General features: G+C 47.0%; 13 protein-coding genes and 1 tRNA gene. 13 read left to right on the forward strand and 1 reads right to left on the reverse strand.

The features are described from left to right. Positions 1 to 83: 83 nt before the first annotated feature. Positions 84 to 1,064 carry an aldo/keto reductase gene (locus tag MHI12_RS08670; RefSeq protein WP_036669756.1) on the reverse strand — a complete coding sequence of 327 codons (981 nt, stop codon included), beginning with the start codon at positions 1,062 to 1,064 and terminating at the stop codon, positions 84 to 86. 233 nt (positions 1,065 to 1,297) lie between these two features. Here MHI12_RS08670 and leuB point away from each other — a divergent pair, with 233 nt between their 5' ends. The 13 genes from leuB to pheT all read left to right on the forward strand — a co-directional run bounded on the left by leuB (position 1,298) and on the right by pheT (position 19,180). Next, positions 1,298 to 2,383: a 3-isopropylmalate dehydrogenase gene (leuB, locus tag MHI12_RS08675; RefSeq protein WP_405172162.1), complete on the forward strand. Its 1,086-nt coding sequence runs from the start codon at positions 1,298 to 1,300 to the stop codon at positions 2,381 to 2,383. A gap of 278 nt (positions 2,384 to 2,661) precedes the next feature. Beyond that, a complete protein-coding gene (locus MHI12_RS08680) occupies positions 2,662 to 3,201 on the forward strand; it encodes a peroxiredoxin (RefSeq protein ID WP_036610146.1) in 540 nt (179 codons plus the stop codon). A gap of 356 nt (positions 3,202 to 3,557) precedes the next feature. Further along, positions 3,558 to 3,974: a hypothetical protein gene (locus MHI12_RS08685; RefSeq protein WP_017689649.1), complete on the forward strand. Its 417-nt coding sequence runs from the start codon at positions 3,558 to 3,560 to the stop codon at positions 3,972 to 3,974. Positions 3,975 to 4,421: 447 nt separating this feature from the next. After that, positions 4,422 to 5,528: a PAS domain-containing sensor histidine kinase gene (locus MHI12_RS08690; protein WP_062833434.1), complete on the forward strand. Its 1,107-nt coding sequence runs from the start codon at positions 4,422 to 4,424 to the stop codon at positions 5,526 to 5,528. 121 nt (positions 5,529 to 5,649) lie between these two features. Further along, entirely contained in the window at positions 5,650 to 6,615 is a 966-nt protein-coding gene (locus MHI12_RS08695; protein ID WP_405172163.1) for an AAA family ATPase, read from the forward strand. 4 nt (positions 6,616 to 6,619) lie between these two features. Then, positions 6,620 to 7,735 carry a DUF58 domain-containing protein gene (locus MHI12_RS08700; RefSeq protein ID WP_405172164.1) on the forward strand — a complete coding sequence of 372 codons (1,116 nt, stop codon included), beginning with the start codon at positions 6,620 to 6,622 and terminating at the stop codon, positions 7,733 to 7,735. After that, complete coding sequence (locus MHI12_RS08705; protein WP_405172165.1) at positions 7,732 to 9,045, forward strand: DUF4129 domain-containing protein; 1,314 nt, start codon at positions 7,732 to 7,734, stop codon at positions 9,043 to 9,045. Before MHI12_RS08700 ends, MHI12_RS08705 begins: the two co-directional genes overlap by 4 nt. 83 nt (positions 9,046 to 9,128) lie before the next feature. After that, a complete protein-coding gene (locus MHI12_RS08710; protein WP_076330255.1) occupies positions 9,129 to 10,085 on the forward strand; it encodes an aldolase catalytic domain-containing protein in 957 nt (318 codons plus the stop codon). 410 nt (positions 10,086 to 10,495) lie between these two features. Then, the gene (locus tag MHI12_RS08715; protein ID WP_405172166.1) at positions 10,496 to 12,622 is read left to right on the forward strand and encodes an EAL domain-containing protein; all 2,127 of its coding nucleotides are present in this window, start codon (positions 10,496 to 10,498) and stop codon (positions 12,620 to 12,622) included. Positions 12,623 to 12,783: 161 nt separating this feature from the next. Beyond that, positions 12,784 to 12,854, forward strand: a tRNA-Gly gene (locus tag MHI12_RS08720). A gap of 451 nt (positions 12,855 to 13,305) precedes the next feature. Further along, positions 13,306 to 15,198, forward strand: coding sequence for a ribosomal protection-like ABC-F family protein (gene abc-f, locus MHI12_RS08725; protein WP_405172167.1), 1,893 nt, complete (start codon positions 13,306 to 13,308; stop codon positions 15,196 to 15,198). Positions 15,199 to 15,608: 410 nt separating this feature from the next. After that, positions 15,609 to 16,643, forward strand: coding sequence for a phenylalanine--tRNA ligase subunit alpha (gene pheS / locus MHI12_RS08730; protein ID WP_017689641.1), 1,035 nt, complete (start codon positions 15,609 to 15,611; stop codon positions 16,641 to 16,643). 83 nt (positions 16,644 to 16,726) lie between these two features. After that, entirely contained in the window at positions 16,727 to 19,180 is a 2,454-nt protein-coding gene (pheT, locus tag MHI12_RS08735; protein ID WP_405172168.1) for a phenylalanine--tRNA ligase subunit beta, read from the forward strand. Positions 19,181 to 19,285: the final 105 nt, after the last annotated feature.

Raw genomic sequence — 19,285 nt, forward strand, 5'->3', positions numbered from 1 at the left:
TGCTTGTATTTATATAATTATGGCAGTAAAACACAGAACCTTTTCTACGATTACCTATTGCATTGGCTTACGCTATCGAGCTATTACCACGCGTATGCATTAGGTGCATGCCCACCTGGACCCGGGAAAATCTCATCCAGACGTTTGAGAACGGCTTCATCCAAAGTCACGTCCAGACATTTGAGTGCGGTCTCAAATTGCTCCAGCGTACGTGGTCCGATAATCGGGGCGGTCACTGCCGGATTGGCTGCAACCCATGCCAAAGCCACCGTATCCTGTGGTTCACCGAGATCACGACACAGTGCGGCAAAGTCTTCAAGCTGAGTTTGCTGCTGCTCGATCCGTCCAGCGATGCCCCCGCTACGTGTTCCTTCCAGCTTCTGCAGAGCGTTACGTCCCAGTAACCCACCATCCAGTGGACTCCATGGAATGACGCCGAGGCCCAGCTCTTTGGCTGCGGGCAGTACTTCCAACTCAGGCAAACGACAGTTGAGACTATATTTATGTTGTTCGGAAACCAGGCCGAGGAAATGACGATTCTTGGCTTCACTTTGAGCGATTGCAATCTGCCATGCAGCAAAGTTACTCGATCCTACATAACCGATTTTACCCTGATGAACGGCATTCTCGAACGAACCCCACAGCTCGTCCCATGATATCGCAGGGTCTACATGATGCATCTGGTATAGCTCGATATGATCGGTCTGTAAGCGGCGGAGGGAACCCTCCAGATGCCGTCTGATTTTGTAGGCGGAGAGGCCAGCTTCGTTGTTGGGGCCGTCTGTATCATCATGCATGGAGCCATAGACTTTGGTGGCCAAAACTACTTTTTCACGTCTGCCCCCACCCTGGTTGAACCAGCGTCCGATAATTTCTTCGGTAAGGCCGGAATTTTCACCCCAACCGTAGATGTTAGCGGTATCAAAAAAGTTCACGCCTGCATCGAGTGCTGCGTCCATAATGCGGAAAGCTTCTTTTTCATCTGTAGCAGGCCCGAAATTCATGGTACCGAGACAGATTCGGCTGACCTTGAGGCCTGATTTACCCAAATACGAATATTGCATGTTGCTTATCCCTCCTGCGTACCTGATTTGAATTCAGCTATATTTTAACTCAGCCGGGAGGTCAGAACAACTTGGAAAGGCCAATCTCTATTGGCTTATAGGTAAAATCTATTAAAGTCATAGATTGTATATCTTGGTCAAATGACCTTGGAATATGATACAAAAGAGAGAGTTAATATGAGACGTTACTTTATGAATAATTAATGAATGAAATATAAGGAGTGGACAACCCAATGGCAGACGTGAAAAAAATTGCAGTTATTGCTGGTGATGGAATCGGCCCTGAAGTGGTAGCTGAGGCTGAGAAAGTGCTTAAACGTACGGAGGAAGTATTCGGTTATCGTTTTGAGACAGAGCATGCGCTGTTTGGCGGAATCGCAATTGATGAGAAGGGAACACCTCTTCCTGAAGAAACACTGAGCGTATGTAAAAGTGCAGATGCAGTCCTGCTTGGAGCGGTTGGCGGTCCAAAATGGGATAACAACAGTAAGGAGCTTCGCCCGGAAACAGGCCTGCTGGGTATTCGTAAAGCACTCGGATTGTTCTCCAACCTTCGTCCGGCTGTCGTATTTGATTGCCTGAAGGATGCTTCAACTCTGAAGCCGGAAGTACTGGAAGGTACAGATCTGATGGTGGTACGTGAATTGACAGGTGGGATCTACTTCGGTGAGAAGTTCAGACGTGAAAGTGCACATGGCGAAGAGGCAGTAGATACATGTGCATATAATGTAACAGAAGTGGAGCGGATCGTTCGTCAGGCATTCGAAATTGCGCAAGGACGTCGCAAAAAGCTCGCTTCTGTAGACAAAGCCAACGTATTGGAAACTTCCCGTCTCTGGCGTGAAGTCGTGAACCGGGTAGCACCGGATTATCCGGATGTTGAACTGGAGCATGTGCTGGTAGATAACTGCGCGATGCAATTGTTGCGTCGTCCAGCCAGCTTCGATGTCATCGTAACGGAAAATATGTTCGGAGATATCCTGAGTGATGAAGCAGCGATGCTGACGGGTTCCATCGGTATGCTAGCATCTGCATCACTGGGAGAGGGCAGCTTTGGACTCTATGAGCCGGTACATGGTTCCGCACCAGATATCGCGGGTCAAGGCCTTGCTAACCCGATTGCAACCATTCTCTCTTTGGCGCTGATGTTCCGTACAACCTTTGGTTATGCAGAAGGCGCGGACGCTATCGAAGCAGCTGTATCTGATGTACTGAACGCAGGACACCGTACGAGTGATATTGCTGTAGATAAGAGCACAGCGATCAGCACGACCGAAATGGGCGATTTGATCGTGGCGGCTATTCAGAAACAAGCGTAATTATATTACCAACAACACGACAGCCCTTTGTTTCCAATTATGGAATGTACAGAGGGCTGTTCCTTTATATTTTTTGCCACGAAAAATCCTTATTTATAATAATTATAAAAAAATAATGTTTATAATCTTGACTTTGGGAAGTCCGGATGATAACATTTTACTTGTACTTGTTATCAAGGTTCAAATCATTTTAATTACAGGAAAAGCGTACGCGTTTTTCTTGATGATGAGCAATCCGCAAGGATGCTTACATAATCCCAAAGGAGGAATTTTTAGTTATGGCAGAACGTTTGGTAGGTAGACCAGCACCGGATTTCGCAATGGAAACAGTATCGGGAGACGGACAAGACTTTGGTTCCGTTAAACTGTCCGATTATCGTGGCAAATGGCTCGTATTCTTCTTTTATCCTTTGGACTTCACATTTGTGTGCCCAACTGAAATTACAGCTTTGAGCGTTGCTTCCGAGCAATTCAAAGCTTTGGATACTGAAATCCTTGGCGTGAGCGTAGACTCCGTACACAGCCACAAAGCATGGATCAATACACCTGTAGACAGCAATGGCCTGGGTCAATTGAACTTCCCACTGGCTTCCGACATCACGAAGCAAGTAGCTAAAGATTACGGTGTTCTGATCGAAGAAGAAGGCGTAGCATTGCGCGGTCTGTTCATCATCGATCCAGAAGGCGAACTGAAATATCAAGTGGTTAACCACAACGATGTAGGCCGTAGTGTTGAAGAAACACTTCGCGTACTGCAAGCACTGCAATCCGGCGGATTGTGTGCAATGAACTGGAAACCAGGCGACACTAACCTGTAAGCCAGGTTAACTTGAACGGTTTTTGTTCAAGCCCTCATCCCGTTAGGGATTGAGGGCTTTTTGCACCCTTTTGCCGGAAGTTATCACGAAGTTAATCAAAAGTGTTTGAACAAGCAGCTAAACGTGTTAATGATGTATTAGGAGAAAGTCTTCTTTTTATCTGTTGAAAGAGGAATTGATGGCCTTCAAGGCGAATAGGGTATGGAAACCCGGTAAATATTCCGGTGCTCTGCATTTATAATCTGTACATGAATGTGATACACTGATGGAACTATTCCTTTTCGGAAGTGCTGGAAGTGTACGGGATTGCATTTTAACATAAAAGTCCCGGCACGTAATAAGGAGGGTGAACAAAAATGAGTTACTGTTGTGGGGCAAGTATGGTTGGAACGAAGGGCACGCTGAAGCATTACCGCACCCAGGTTCATAATGTTCCCCTGCTGTTTTGCCCGGTGTGTCATCGGGTTGAGGTGCATTATAAAGTGGAAAATGAATATGAAATTCTCGCAGAATACGCGCATGGAGACGGTGCGTCCGAGATCGATTTTCAAGATTATGTAACAGAAGATGAGGATGCGATTTTCGAAAACTGTGTAAACCGTGAGAGTGAGGATGCTATGGTCATTGTACAGCGCCAGATTGATATGGCTCTGGATCTGCTCAGACTCGCGAAAGAAACAAAAGACGAGAAGTGGGAAAGCGAACTTAAACGTCGATTAGCTGTGATGAGTCAGCGCAGACTGAAAATTCAGCATAATAAGACCGGACTATAGATGTTCTCGGATATATCATAAAATAAAGATATTAAAAACGAAGCTGATTTGCCTCCTGGGCGAAACGGCTTCGTTTTTGTGCATTGATCTGGAACTAATTCGAGGTTTTTTTTAAAATAATTTCCATTCGACACTTTCTCCGATTGACTCTCTTCTATAAACTTGTCTATGATAAAAACAGACTTGCAAAAGAGGCGGAGCAAAAAATGTTCGTGTTTGGGAATAGGAGAATGTCAGAATGGGACAAACGTATATGATTTTCCGGATCGACTGTTGGTTACCGGGAATAGACCAGCTTGAGTTCCGGACATGCCATCCATATTTTCGGCTCAGCCCCCCAACGAAAGGGCACCGGTAATGAAAAATAAAATCGGCCCTTCCTGTTTCTGTGATGATATGATGTCCGAATGGCAAGTTTATCATTTACGTGAAAAGGAGGAACCTGACATGATTAGTGAATTTCAGGATACAGTGCCTCAACCAACGGATGGATTCCCGCCCGTACATCTGGATAACAACAAGTATGAGAATGTACTGGAACATCTGGATAGCGGTATTATGTTGTTTGACAGCCACGGTGTATTGACGTTTATTAACGTTCAGATGGCAAAATTGTTGGAGCTTCCAAGAAGTCTGTTGAGCGGCTGCACCCTGATGCAAATGCTGCATCATCCACAGATGAGCCGATTCAAGAAAAAGAAAATTTTACGCATTTATCGGGAAACCATCTTCCATCGTAAGCGCTATCATGAGTTGATTGATGAATACGGAAGGCATTGGCTGGTTACTGTGACGTACGGGGATCAGATGGACGGAGACTTCTTGTTCAGTGTCAAGGATGTATCTGATTATAAACAGATTGAACAGACCGCTTATCAAAATGACAAACTTGCGATGCTGGGGCGCATTTCGGCATCTATTGCTCATGAAATTCGTAATCCGTTAACCGCAATCCGCGGGTTCATCCAGTTGCTTCGGCCCCATCTGCTGCAGCTTGGCAAAGACGAGTACGCTCGCATCATACTGACGGAGATTGATCGGGCGAACGACATCATCTACGAATTCTTGAATTCTTCCAAACCGTCAGCCCCTCAGAAGACCGTGATGTCTGTCGACTCTTTGCTCAAAGAGGTGGTCTTGCTGACAGAGAGCGAAGGTTTGATGAAGGGATGCGAGATCACGTTGGATGAAGGGGATGCCCCGCTGAATGTGTCCATCGATGTCAAACAGATTAAGCAGGTTATTTTGAATATGGTGAAAAATGCAATGGATGCCATTGAGGAAGTCGGCGAAGAACACACTGGCCTGATTCGAATATCTACCGCTACGGAAAACAAGTTTGTGCAGATCTCCATCGCCGATAACGGTCAGGGAATGGACCATAACACACTTGTGCGTCTGTTTGATCCATTCTTCACGACGAAGGAGAGCGGAACGGGTCTGGGACTCTCGGTGAGTTATCGGATCATTAAGAACCACGGAGGTACCATCTCTGTAGATAGCAAAAAAGGCGAAGGTACGCGGTTTATGATTATGTTACCCTTGGTATATTGAGAAGAGTGGGGCGTAAAGGAGTCGGCAAATAGCCGACTTCTTTGTTTTTTGTTGCCAAAAAGGGTTATAGTTAGTAATGAATGCGAATACATAAGCTCCATTAACGGAAGGATGAGATACGATGGATATCCAAGGAATGGAACGAATGAATCAACAATTGATTGATCACGTGGGAAAAGTGATTGTGGGCAAAGAGCATACCATAGAGCTGGTGATGACAGCGATCATAGCATCAGGACATGTGTTGCTGGAGGATGTACCGGGTACCGGGAAAACGATGCTCGCCAAATCGGTAGCCTCCTCATTGGACTGCACATTCCAGCGCATACAGTTTACACCGGACTTGCTGCCATCTGACTTGACAGGTATTCATTTCTTTAATCAAAAAGAAGGGGATTTTGAATTCAGACCCGGCCCCTTGTTCGCCAATCTTGTGCTAGCGGATGAGATTAACCGCGCTACACCGCGTACGCAATCAAGCTTGCTGGAGTGCATGGAAGAGCACCAGATAAGTATCGATGGTTCAACGAGACAGCTGGAGCGGCCATTTATCGTTATTGCTACCCAGAACCCCATAGATAACCAGGGAACTTTTCCATTACCTGAAGCGCAGATGGATCGCTTTATGATGAAAATTCGCATGGGTTATCCGAGCAGTGAAGAGAGTGTAGAAATTTTGAGACGTACGGTAGCCAGTCGCTCTGTTGACGACTTGTCGGCAGTGATCAGTCGTGAAGAACTTTTGAAGGCCCAGGATACGTATAAAACAGTGCAAATCAACGAAGATTTGCTACGATATATCATTCAGTTAACCGAAGCGACAAGGCAACATCCCGAGCTCTCGCTTGGCGTAAGTCCACGAGGGGCTCAGGCATTACTCAAGGCAAGTCAGGCCTGGGCTGCACTGCATGGCAGAGACTTTGTTTTGCCGGATGATATTAAAGTTCTGGCGGAACCTGTGCTGGCCCACCGCCTTGTATTCCGTAACCGGATCAGACAACAAGAAGGCTTGGCAGAGCGTATCATCCAGGAACTTCTGAATCAGACAGAAGTGCCAACGGAGAACCTCGCTACAAGCGGGCGTTAGTCTTATGGCATTATTATGGCTTGTCCTTGTAGGAGGCATTGTCGTTGGCATACACGGTGTATGGTTCGGACGACCTGCACTGCGGAAGCTCAAGTACAGCAGACAATTCAGCAAGCTGCGTTGTTATGCTGGAGATGAACTTGAGATGGTGGAGACAATATCGAATGAAAAACGAGTCTCCGTTCCCTGGCTCAGACTTGAAGCGATGATGCCTGTGTCGTTTGTATTTCGTTCCGGTTCAGGAATGGATATTAGCCAAGGCGAAATCTATCAGAACCATAAGAGTATTTTCACATTGAAACCGTTTACGCGTATCACGCGCAAGCATCCGTTCTCATGTACTCAGCGTGGCATCTATCCACTCAATACAGCAAGCATGACAGGTGGGGACCTTTTTGGCGTGTGGCGTTCCACCAAACCGATTCCTTTGCATATGTCCATGGTCGTGTATCCTTCATTAGTGAATGCAGAGGATCTTCCCGCCATATATCAAGTGTGGCAGGGGGAAGTGGAAGTATCGCGATGGATCGTGGAAGATCCGTTTCTGATTCTGGGTGTTCGCCCTTATGGTGCAGGCGACCCGATGAATCGTATCCACTGGAAAGCGAGCGCACGTACGGGTGAATTACAAGTCTACAAGCAGGGATGGACAGCAGATCCACAATCATGGATTGTAGTTAACATTCAGGAGTCAGCAGATATGTGGAGTGTAGTCACTCGACCAGAAAAGATTGAACGGGCGCTACGTTATGCTGCTACTGCTGTAGTGGATGCGATCGGTAGAGGGTTGCCGGCAGGCTTCGCTCATAATGGTTATCATGTGGGTGGAGGTCGTGATGCACTTCGGATTGAGCCGGATTATGGTACACCCCATCTGGAAAGGGTTCTGGAAGCTATGGCTGAGACCGAGTTGAAGTGCATGGTGCCGATGGAGCAATTCCTGAATGATGAAGTACGTCTGAATGAAGAAGCACAGCAAATCCGCAGCTATCTGCTGATTACGTCCTATGTATCTGCCGCTATGGAGCACGAGATTGCACGTCTGCACGAACAAGGACATCGCGTGACGATTCTCCCGGTAGAGGACGTGAAGGGTGATACGAAGGCGGTGAGTGCATGAGGGACAGACAGGTAGCGACGACCAAGGGACTTATAGCGATGCTTGCAGTCTTGATGGCGGGCATATACCTTTTCCCGATATTTACGCTTGCTTCATTCTACGCAATGGAACATGTACCTTACACACTATTCATTCTGGTTGTTTTCGTGGGTTGGTTGGGACAATTCATTCAACATAAAATTCCGGTTTTTAGCGAGAAAAGTACATTTATTCGTGGAGTAACGGCACTCGTCATAGGGCTTTTCTTCGGACTCGTAGTTGGGATGAGCCTCATTCTACCGATGCCGGATATCATCACATTGATGCTGTGTGGAGTCATCTCGGCTTATGCAGGTCTGACCTTCGAGCCAGCTTTTCATTCTGTTTTGTTATGGCGTTTGCAGATTGTGGGGGTAATCAGTGCGATTGTGCTTACGGTTGCTTCGAACCAGTTGGAATTCATGCAGCCGATACAAGCCTACACCATGTGGATCTATGTTGCGGGAGTGATCAGCTTTGCCTTCTGGCTGGTTGGACGATATATGCTACAACTGGACCGGGCAATACTTAATGATGGCAAGCGAAAATTAGTATTGCGCGATTTTGCGCGTGCGAATCATCAGCGGTTCATGTGGATGTTTATTGTCATCGTCGCGATCGGTGCTTTCCCAAGTTTGGCTGCGTGGTTGAAGCCACTACGCGACCGTTTGCTCGCATGGATCAGGGGATGGTTTGGCTCGATTTCCGGCGAGGATCCACAACTACCAATGGACGCCCCTAATCAGCCGATAAATATACCGCAGGAATGGAGAGAACCGCCCTCCGAACCTTCAATCTTTTGGAACATTCTCGGATGGGTAGTGATGTGTGCTTTAGCAGGAGCGATCCTGTGGCTGCTTCTGAGGTTCGGACAAAAAACGATAAACAGACTTATGGATCGATTCAAGGGGATGCTACAACCAGGTGTGAAGAAGGCAGAACCACGTACGGAGTATATGGATGTTAGTGAGACGCTTGAGGCGCCGGAAAAAGTTCGAAAGACTTGGTTTCGGAAGAAAGAAACGCCACCTGTGCAGGATGCTGAGCGTGTTCGGTATTACTATCGGACTTGGATTGACAAGGCTGCTCATCGAGGAGTGGGAATACAGGGGACGCACACTCCGCTGGAGGCTGCCCAGACCATTATTCAAAATGGTGTGAAGCAAGAAGAAGATGAGCTGTCTGCGAGACTGCCAGATACGTATAACAGCGTGCGTTATGGAGGAAAAGTTCCGGATCGTTCCGATATGGTTGAGATTGACCGAATCTGGAAATCTTATCGAAGTAAATAAGTCCGGAATCCCTTTACTTTTCTTGTCACGTTCAAGTATCATGAGAGGAATACACAAGTTGGTCAGAAAAGGAGCAGACATTAATGAAGACAAATCATTGCAAAATTGTAGATTGTACGATCCGTGATGGCGGATTGGTGAATAATTGGGACTTTAGCGTGGACTTTGTTCAACAGCTGTATGCTGGATTGAATGAAGCTGGCGTTGATTATATGGAAATTGGATATAAGAACTCTCCGAAGTTGCTGAAAGGTGCGGAGGAAGCAGGACCTTGGCGTTTCCTGAATGATGATTTCTTGCGTAAAGTTATTCCTCAAAAAGGAAATACCAAACTGTCTGCACTGGTTGACGTTGGACGTGTGGATGAGAACGACATCTTGCCTCGCAGTGAGAGCATGCTGGATCTGATCCGGGTTGCCTGCTACAGCAAAGATGTAGACAAGGCACTTGCACTGGTTCAAACATTCCATGATCGTGGATATGAAACAACACTGAATATTATGGCACTCTCCAATGTTATGGAGAATGAGTTGCTGGAAGCATTTGAATTGATCAAAGAAAGCTCCGTAGATGTGGTTTACATTGTAGATTCCTACGGTAGCCTGGATCATAATGATGTGAAATACCTGGTAGAGAAGTTCAAGACTCACTTGCCTAACAAGCGTCTTGGAGTTCACACCCATAACAATATGCAGCTCGCGTTCTCCAACACATTGGTTGCGGCGGAACTGGGAGTTGAGCTTCTTGATGCTTCTGTATATGGTATGGGCCGTGCGGCAGGTAACTGCCCAACCGAATTGCTCGTAGCTCATCTGAAAGGTACGAAATACAATCTGCGCCCAGTACTCGGTGTACTGGAACAGCTGATGGTACCTCTTAGAGAAAAAGAAGAATGGGGCTACATTCTGCCTTACATGATCACAGGTGCATTGGACGAGCATCCACGTTCGGCGATGGCGCTTCGTTCATCGGAAGACAAGGACAAGGTTGTTGATTTCTATGATAAACTAACAACACCAGAAGTGAATTTCGACAAGTAATCATTTGGCATGCATCCTTAGAGCGTCTTCCGATTAGCAAAATCTAGACGGAATGATCGTATTCATCTAGATTTTGTACCCGTAAGCGAACTAAATCGAATTATGCAAAATGATGATAATATAGTCTGAAATACAGTTGTAAACTAGGGAAACATGGACTCCACCTGGAGATCCATGTTTTTTTAGTTCTTAATGCCTTGTTTTTCTCCATATTTATGAATAAATATTCCTAGGAGTAACTATTTTTTAGTTCACGTATACAGAATTAAATGTTATTATGTACCAGATAGCATGTGCCTGCATGTGAATTGAACGTTGGTAAATATGTTTTTTGTCGAATTGTGTAAGCAAGCTTAGAAAGTTTGGTTAATGTAATTCAGGATAGGTGATCCCGGGAAGGAAAACACGGCATGAAGGTTAATCTGCAAGATCAGAGAAAAATAGGTTGGGTCGCTGTATGCGGCTTATTGTGTTTCCTCGCAAGTCAATGGTTTCGTTGTTCTTCAAGCTCTGATCTGATCATATCGGGTTACCCTGTTTTGACACTCTTGGGTGGATTCGCTGCGGCGGCGGCTTGTATCGGCATTTATAATCAAAGCTGGTTGTTTCGGACACAGAAGCTGACCCTTCGGAGGGTGTTATTGACAACACTCTTTTTATTGATTGGTCTGTTTGAACTGGTTCATATCGTTTCATTTGCAGAAGAGATTCCGAACGGAGCGATGATGGAGTCGGAATTCTCCTTGATGATGTCAACCATGGGATCTATGGTATGTTCAGTAGGTTTACTGCTCGTGTATACCATAAATGAGAAGGAAATTGCATTACCGCGCAAATTCTTACTGTTCAGTGGGACATTGGGTACCTTTGTTATTTTATACACATTGGCTATTCAGGAATGGAGCATGTTGCCGAATATGCTTGAGGGTGAAGTGCTTGGTGGGATTTTCACCCGGGTTCATTTTATGGTCGGATTGCTGTATGGCATTATTGCCGTAATTTTGTTTGTACAATGGAAAAAAACCAAGGATGGTGACTTGCCATCCATTCTATGCGGCATTCTGTGTTTCTTCTTTGGGGAATGTTATTTTGTTTCCGCCACAGGGGTGAACGATCTCAATCTGCTGCTCGGATTGCTGAGTAACTGTATGGCATATTTTTTCATCCAAAAAGGGTTGTACACGTCCGTTGTGGATACGCCGTTCCTGCAACAGCAGGTTGCTGAAGCCAAGATGAATTATATTGCCCATCATGAGGATGTGACGGGGCTTCCAAACCGTCGTCGCCTTTCGCAGCGGTTGAAAATGATGATGGATGATGCCGTGGTGGAGGAACAGCTTGTCGGTGTGCTCGTCCTGAATATTAATCGGTTCAAGACCATTAATGATTCGCTCGGACAGCAAGCAGCTAACCGGGTTCTGCGCCAGGTAGGTCAACGTCTGAAACATTCGTCACTTCCAGGAGAAGAAGTATTCGGCTTGGGAAGAGATGAGTTTGCATTGACGATGACAGATTTCAGCACAACCGATACAGCTTTGCGGAGAACAAGATCCATTTTGCAACTCTTCGAGAAGCCAGTCCTGGTTGATGGTAATGAGTATCATCTTACACTTGGAATCGGGATGGCTATTTTCCCGCATGATGGCGAGTCACCGCAGGAGATTATTCAGAATGCAGATACGGCTCTGCATAATGCCAAGGAACAGGGCATGGAATTGAACCGTTATGCTCATGCGATGCAGATGAAAGCACAGGAGCGTTTGCAGCTTGAGAATGATCTGCGCAAAGCGTTGGATCGAGGTCAGTTCTACCTGGTCTACCAGCCGCAGGTTAATCTGCAAAGTGGGCTAATCGTCGGCATGGAAGCATTGGTGCGCTGGCAGCATCCGCAGCGAGGCTCGGTATCTCCGGCAGAATTTATTCCTCTCGCAGAAGAGAGTGGGTTGATTGTACCGCTTGGCGAATGGGTGCTACGTGAAGCATGTGCACAGAATAAGCTGTGGCAGGAAGCCGGTTATCGTAAACTGTGTGTCTCGGTGAATCTGTCCATGAGACAGTTCAGGCATTCGCATCTATTGGACAATATCAATGGCATTCTCAAGGAGACGGGGCTTGAGCCGGTATGGCTTGAACTGGAGATTACGGAGAGTATGACATTTGATAAAGACCGGGCATTCGAGCAGTTACGTAAAATCAAAGAGATTGGTGTGCATATCAGTATTGATGATTTTGGAACGGGATACAGCTCGTTGCATTATCTGAAGGATCTGCCGATTGACCGGCTCAAGATTGACCGTTCATTCGTTAACGAGGTCATGGAGGACAGCAATAATGCTGCGATCGTATCCACCATCACTTCAATGGCACATCATTTACATCTGAAAGTGACAGCTGAGGGTGTGGAGAATGAAGATCAGATGGTCTTTCTTCGCAATCAGCATTGTCACGAGGCACAGGGGTATTTCTTCAGCAAACCGATTGAAGCCGCTGATTTTGAAAAGCGGTTTTTGAGAGATGTGGATAAACCCACAGGATAGGGAACAGCGGGGGCACGTGAGTGCTCCTGTTTTTTTTAGATGGATGCTTAATGAAAAAAATGGTAAATTTGACTTGCATGCTACAGAGGATTATGGTATATTATTCTTTGTAAAATCACTGTTAACTTCCGAACGGAACTTAATTATGAATCATCAATCATGCGGGTGTAGTTCAATGGTAGAACTTTAGCCTTCCAAGCTAATAGCGTGGGTTCGATTCCCATCACCCGCTTAACGAAGCAGTACCCAGAGCCCTTGCGATGCAGGGGCTTTTTTCTTTTGCCCTAAAAGAAATATGAGGGTAACCTTTGCTTTTTAACAATGATCTGGTACAATAACGGAGAAATTGATACTACACATGAATGAGAGGTAACCATACGTCCCATGAAGTAAAACACATGAATTGAACCCCAGTTAACTGCAGACGGTTTTATAACGCAGTCAGCCAGAGCGGCTGAGCAATGAGGGGATTCGTGTGTCCAAATTCAGCTATGGGAAAAGGTATGGAACAAGTAAGCCATGAAGGTTTACGTGTACCCTGTATTTGGGGTTTCTTTGTTCATGCCGTAGCTTACCTTAGATCTGTCTTTGAATGCTTGATCCAACCCTGAATTGCCAAACCGCCGGCTGATGCCAGCGGTTTTTTTTGTTCAGCAAAAAGGATGCAGGAAGGATGAGGCCTCATGATGACATTGGTACGCTTACATGAAGTATCAAAAGAATGGAACGGCAATGAATTGTTTACAGGATTGAATTTGGAGATTAATGAGGGCGAGCGACTCGCCATTTTGGGTCGCAACGGATGCGGCAAGACGACATTGTTACGCATCATTTTGGGTGAGGAGCATGGTGGTGGACGGATTGAACGTCATATCCCTCAGCAGGAATGGGGGTTCATGCGCCAGCGCTCGGAGATTGAGGCCGGGATGAATGTACTGGATGCAGTCCGGCGTGAGAGCGGTCAGATCTATGAAGTGAAACGGAACTTGGAAGAACTGGAACAACGGTTGAGCATTAGCACTGAAGCTGATGAAGAGCTGCTTGCAGTTTATACTAAAGTGATGGAGCAATATGAACAGTTGAATGGTTATATGTGGGAGACTGAGGTAGAGAAAGTACTGACTCGCCTTGGATTATCCGCAGAGCATTGGAACAGACCCTATCATTCTTTGAGCGGTGGACAAAAAACAAAGGCTCGTTTGGCGGGACTGCTTGTCAGCAAACCCAAATTCCTGATCCTGGATGAACCGACGAATCATCTGGATGAGGGAAGCATGCGCTGGCTTGAAGAGTGGTTATCCTCATATGAAGGTACGCTGTTATTTGTATCACACGATCGTACGTTTATTGATCAGGTAGCAACAGGCGTCATTGAGTTCAGTCCAGATGCCCTGGCCAAATACAAGGGCGGATACTCCGACTACAAAATCCACAAAGAGCGTGAATTACGCGAACAGGAAACGATCTACCGCAGGCAGGAGTTGGAACGTAAAGCGCTGGAAGAAACGATTCGAAATTATCAGGAATGGTTCCATAAAGCGCATAATTCGGCGACTGATGTGGAGGTGAAGATCACCCAGAGCTTCTACAAAGCCAAAGCCAACAAAAATATTTCACGTTACCATGCGAAACAAAAACAGCTGGAACGTTTGGAGCGGGAACGGGTGGATAAACCTCGTGAAGCTGCAAAGTTGAACATGGAATTACAGATGAATCCACTGGCTGCACGCCAGCTGCTTGCGCTGGAAGAGGTGAGTTTTTCATATACGGGAGAAAAACTATTGCTGCGTGATCTTCGAATTACTGTGGAACGTGGAGATCGGCTTGCCGTACGAGGCCCTAATGGAACGGGCAAGACAACACTGTTGAAGTTGATGATTGGTGAGCTGGAACCTTCGCAAGGCAAGGTCACACGGCATCCACAGCTGAGAATCGGTTACTTTTCACAGGAGCTGGAAGGGCTACCCGAGAACCTGACGCTGCTGGACAGCTTGCTTACCCTTCCATCCATGACACAAAGTGCGGCACGTACCATTCTGGGATGTTTCCTATTTTCCAGGGATGATGTGTTCAAGCGTATTGGGGATTTGAGCATGGGGGAAAAGTGCAGAGTGGCATTTCTGAGACTGTATTTTGGCGGAGCGAATCTGCTGGTGCTGGACGAACCAACGAACTATCTGGACATCGATACCCAGGAAGTCATGGAAAATGTATTAAAACAGGCTTCAGGTGCTTTGGTGCTTGTATCCCATGACCGGATGCTGACGAAGTCACTCGCGAATCGGTTATGCGATCTGGAGGCTGGTGGCACAGCAACTCTGTTTGAAGGAGGCGTAACGGATTGGGGGCAGTCCAACAAATTTCGGGAGGTAGCGCTGGAGACCCGAGAATCCGATGATGAGCGGTTACGATTGGAGATGCGCCTATCGGAGTTGCTGTCTCCTGTGAGCACTGCTGGAAAAGACAGTCTGACACAGCCGGAGCATTCGAATGAGCGAGCAGTCGAGGCAGCTGAGATTCGCGAAATCCAGCAGCGGCTTAAACAATTGAAAGATAAGGGTGCAAGCATAAATTAGAACATGGACGACTTGCTATTTCGATTTATTTTGCATATAATTATGAACGATCATCGATGATTACATCGATATAGGTAAACTAAGCAAACGTGATGATGGAGATAAGTAAGCAGTGCCTCTGGACAGGGAGGAAGCGCCGTAGATTGAGAGCGTTTCTGTAGAACAAGGCTGCCGAAATTCACTCCGAAGCGGTTCCCTGAACCTGTTTGTGTGCAGACACAGAGGCAACAGTAGGGGCAAACGGTTAACGGTCGTTATTCCGTACAAAGTGAGACAGAACCAGTTGCAGGCCAGAAGGGCCACGCAGCAATGGATGTCTAACAAGGGTGGTACCACGGTCTTTTCGTCCCTTCAGGGGAGAGAAGGCCTTTTTTTGTTGCAAAAACACCACAAAAAGGGGGCAATTACACATGAAAGAACGTTTAGAGGCATTGAAGATCGAAGCGCTGGAGCAGTTGTCTGGTGTGAATGATCCGCAGACGCTCGGTGATCTGCGTGTAAAGTATTTGGGGAAAAAGGGTGCATTGACTGAAATTTTGCGTGGTATGGGTGCGCTTAGTGCGGAGGAACGTCCAGTTATTGGTCAAGTAGCCAACGATGTTCGGGCTGCCATTGAGGAAGTCATCGACAGCAAGCAGGATCAGTTCCAGAAGGAAGAGACAGCGAAGCGTCTGCAATCCGAGAAAATTGATGTGACTCTGCCAGGACGTCGTGGACGTCAAGGCGGACTGCATCCACTGACCAAAGTGGTACAGGAGATCGAAGATATTTTCATCGGTATGGGATACCGCGTTGCGGAAGGTCCTGAAGTCGAAATGGATTATTACAACTTTGAAGCATTGAATCTGCCGAAGAATCACCCGGCGCGCGATATGCAGGATTCTTTCTATGTTACCGAAGACTTGTTGATGCGTACCCATACATCTCCGGTTCAAGTACGTACCATGCAGAGCATGAAGGGCGAAGTGCCTGTCAAAGTCATCTGCCCAGGTAAAGTATACCGCCGTGATGACGACGATGCGACGCACTCTTTCCAATTCAACCAGGTTGAAGGTTTGGTCATTAGCGAAAACATTCGTATGAGCGATCTAAAAGGAACCCTGTTGCAATTCGTACGCGAAATGTTCGGTTCCCACACGGAAATTCGTCTGCGTCCAAGCTTCTTCCCGTTCACAGAGCCAAGTGCGGAAGTGGATGTAACGTGTGTACAATGTGGCGGCAGCGGCTGTCGCGTATGTAAGCAAACAGGCTGGCTTGAAATTTTGGGCGGCGGTATGGTTCACCCGAAAGTACTGGAAATGGGTGGTTATGATCCGGAGAAATACAGTGGTTTCGCATTTGGTATGGGCGTAGAGCGTATCGCGATGCTGAAGTATGGTGTCGATGATATCCGTCACTTCTACAACAGTGATCTGACCTTCCTGAAGCAATTCGGACGGCTGTAATTTAACAAAACAATGGATCAACGTATATAGAGCAAGCGAATGAACCGGGAACACCAATTTATAGATGAAGGAAGTGAACGTCCATGAGAGTATCGACAGATTGGCTGTCTGATTATATTTCCCTTGAAGGTGTGACGCCACAGGAATTGGCAGAGAAAATCACCCGTGCGGGAGTAGAAATTGATGTAGTGGAGAACCGCAACAAGGGCGTGAATAAAGTTGTTGTAGGTTATGTGAAGAGCAAGGAGAAACACCCCGATGCAGACAAACTGAATGTATGTGTTATTGATGCTGGTCAGGAAGAAGATCTGCAGATCGTGTGTGGTGCGAAAAATGTGGATGCAGGCCAAAAAGTAGTCGTAGCCCTGGTCGGAGCGAAGCTCCCTGGTGGATTGGATATCAAAAAAGCCAAACTGCGCGGTGTTGTTTCCCTTGGCATGATCTGTTCCGCTAAAGAACTGGGCATGAACGATAAATTGCTGCCAAAAGATCAGCAGGAAGGTATTCTCGTTCTGCCAGAACAAACGGAGGTTGGCACGCCAATCAGCCAGGTTCTTGGTCTTGACGATCATGTGCTTGAACTGGACCTGACACCGAACCGTTCCGACTGTCTCAGCATGCGTGGTGCAGCTTATGAAGTGGGTGCCATTCTGGGTCGTGAAGTGAAGCTGCCAACTCCCAAAGACCAACTGGTTGAAATTGGTGATGCAGCCGCGAATCATATCTCTGTAGAGATCAAGGCACAGGAGCAATGCATTCACTATGCAGCTCGTTATGTAACTGGCATTAAACTGGGTGCTTCCCCTCTGTGGATGCAAAACCGTCTGATGGCGGCAGGTGTTCGCCCAATCAATAACATCGTTGATATCACGAACTATGTCATGCTGGAATACGGTCAACCGCTACATGCATTCGATGCGGATAAGCTGGAAAAGGGCCATATTGAAGTGCGGATGGCTAAAGAAGGCGAAACGATTGTTACGCTGGATGGCCAGGAGCGTAAGCTGGAGCCGCACATGTTGCTCATCACGGACGGCGTGAAACCTGTAGCCATCGCTGGGGTTATGGGTGGCGAGAATTCCGAGGTATCGGAAGGCACGGTGAATCTGCTCTTGGAGTCCGCCAAGTTCGACGGCGGAACCGTTCGGAAAACGTCGCGCCAACTGGGGCTGCGTTCCGAAGCAAGCATGCGTTTTGAAAAGGAAGTAGACCCGGGTGCGGTCATTACGGCTTTGGATCGTGCGGCTGAACTGATTCAGCGTTATGCTGAAGGTGAAGTGCACCAGGGAATCGTGGAAGCTGGAGCAGAAGCTGCGGAGAAACGTGTAATTCAATTGTCGCTGGACAGACTGAATCGTTATCTGGGAACTGATCTGTCTTTGCTTGAGGTGAAAACGATCTTCGCTCGCTTGCACTTTGCATGTGGTGATGCAGATCAAGGATTGCTGGATGTGGAAGTGCCAACACGCAGAGGGGATATTACGCTCGATGTAGACTTGTTTGAAGAGATTGCACGCCTGTACGGATACGACAACATTCCAACCACATGGATTGAAGGACCGACGACTCCAGGGGCATATACACGCTCTCAAGCAATGCGCCGCACGATTCGTGGATTGCTCTCCGGCAGTGGCTGGCAGGAAATGATCAGTTACTCCTTTGTACACCCGGATAAAGCGACATTGTTCCCGGCATTGACACAAGGTAGTAAAGCCGTGAAACTCGCTATGCCTATGAGTGAGGACCGCAGTGTGCTTCGTACGAGTATTTTGCCGCAAATGCTGGATGCAGCGGTGTATAACATGAACCGTAAACAGGATTCACTGGCTGTATTTGAAGTGGGCAATGTGTTCTTCACCGAAGAAGATCAGTTGACCAAGCAACCACATGAGATTCCGGTACTGGGCTTGCTGCTCACCGGGAATCGTGCAAGCCAGCAGTGGAATGTCGGAGCGGAGAAAGTAGACTTCTTCGATCTGAAAGGTGCTCTTGAGCATCTGTTCGCCTATGTGGGGCTTGAACAACGCATTCGCTTGGTAGCAAACAGCCCTGAAGGATTCCATCCGGGACGTTCCGCATCGGTTTACCTGGAAGGTAAGGATGGCGGGGAAGGCACATTGATCGGTACATTGGGTCAATTGCATCCGGAACTGCAACAGCAGTATGATCTGAATGATGTGTACATCGCAGAGATTGCACTTGAATCGATCTACAGCGAAGCAGACGCTGATATTCGTTATCGTGAACTTCCGCGTTTCCCGGCTATGGAACGTGATATCGCGGTTGTTGTGAATGAGGATGTTGAAGCTGGAGATATGCTGCGCGCCATTCGTGAATCGGCGGGTGAATTGTTACAAAACGTACAGGTATTCGATGTGTTTACTGGCAGTAAACTGGGTGAAAACAAGAAGAGCGTGGCGATGGCATTGGTATACCGGAATCGTGAACGTACACTCACCGATGAGGAAGTTACTGAAGTTCATGCCCGTGTAGTGGCTCGTCTGGAAGAGCAATTCGGAGCGGAATTGCGTAAATAGGACAAAAGAAGATTTTTTGAACAAAGATTAGCAGGAATTGTTTGAAGTCACATCGAATCCTTAGCATTAGAGGATCGATGTGACTTTTTTGTGATTACAGCTTAG

The sequence above is a fragment of the Paenibacillus sp. FSL H8-0280 genome, assembly GCF_045040665.1.
Lineage (GTDB): Bacteria > Bacillota > Bacilli > Paenibacillales > Paenibacillaceae > Paenibacillus > Paenibacillus xylanexedens_A.

Excerpts from the sequence above, each read along its gene's own strand:
- MHI12_RS08700 (WP_405172164.1), top strand. The coding sequence starts at position 6,620 with ATGGCATTATTATGGCTTGTCCTTGTAGGAGGCATTGTCGTTGGCATA.
- MHI12_RS08695 (WP_405172163.1), top strand. The coding sequence starts at position 5,650 with ATGGATATCCAAGGAATGGAACGAATGAATCAACAATTGATTGATCAC.
- leuB (WP_405172162.1), top strand. The coding sequence starts at position 1,298 with ATGGCAGACGTGAAAAAAATTGCAGTTATTGCTGGTGATGGAATCGGC.
- MHI12_RS08690 (WP_062833434.1), top strand. The coding sequence starts at position 4,422 with ATGATTAGTGAATTTCAGGATACAGTGCCTCAACCAACGGATGGATTC.
- MHI12_RS08670 (WP_036669756.1), bottom strand. The coding sequence starts at position 1,064 with ATGCAATATTCGTATTTGGGTAAATCAGGCCTCAAGGTCAGCCGAATC.
- pheT (WP_405172168.1), top strand. The coding sequence starts at position 16,727 with ATGAGAGTATCGACAGATTGGCTGTCTGATTATATTTCCCTTGAAGGT.
- MHI12_RS08715 (WP_405172166.1), top strand. The coding sequence starts at position 10,496 with ATGAAGGTTAATCTGCAAGATCAGAGAAAAATAGGTTGGGTCGCTGTA.
- MHI12_RS08680 (WP_036610146.1), top strand. The coding sequence starts at position 2,662 with ATGGCAGAACGTTTGGTAGGTAGACCAGCACCGGATTTCGCAATGGAA.
- pheS (WP_017689641.1), top strand. The coding sequence starts at position 15,609 with ATGAAAGAACGTTTAGAGGCATTGAAGATCGAAGCGCTGGAGCAGTTG.
- MHI12_RS08710 (WP_076330255.1), top strand. The coding sequence starts at position 9,129 with ATGAAGACAAATCATTGCAAAATTGTAGATTGTACGATCCGTGATGGC.
- abc-f (WP_405172167.1), top strand. The coding sequence starts at position 13,306 with ATGATGACATTGGTACGCTTACATGAAGTATCAAAAGAATGGAACGGC.
- MHI12_RS08685 (WP_017689649.1), top strand. The coding sequence starts at position 3,558 with ATGAGTTACTGTTGTGGGGCAAGTATGGTTGGAACGAAGGGCACGCTG.
- MHI12_RS08705 (WP_405172165.1), top strand. The coding sequence starts at position 7,732 with ATGAGGGACAGACAGGTAGCGACGACCAAGGGACTTATAGCGATGCTT.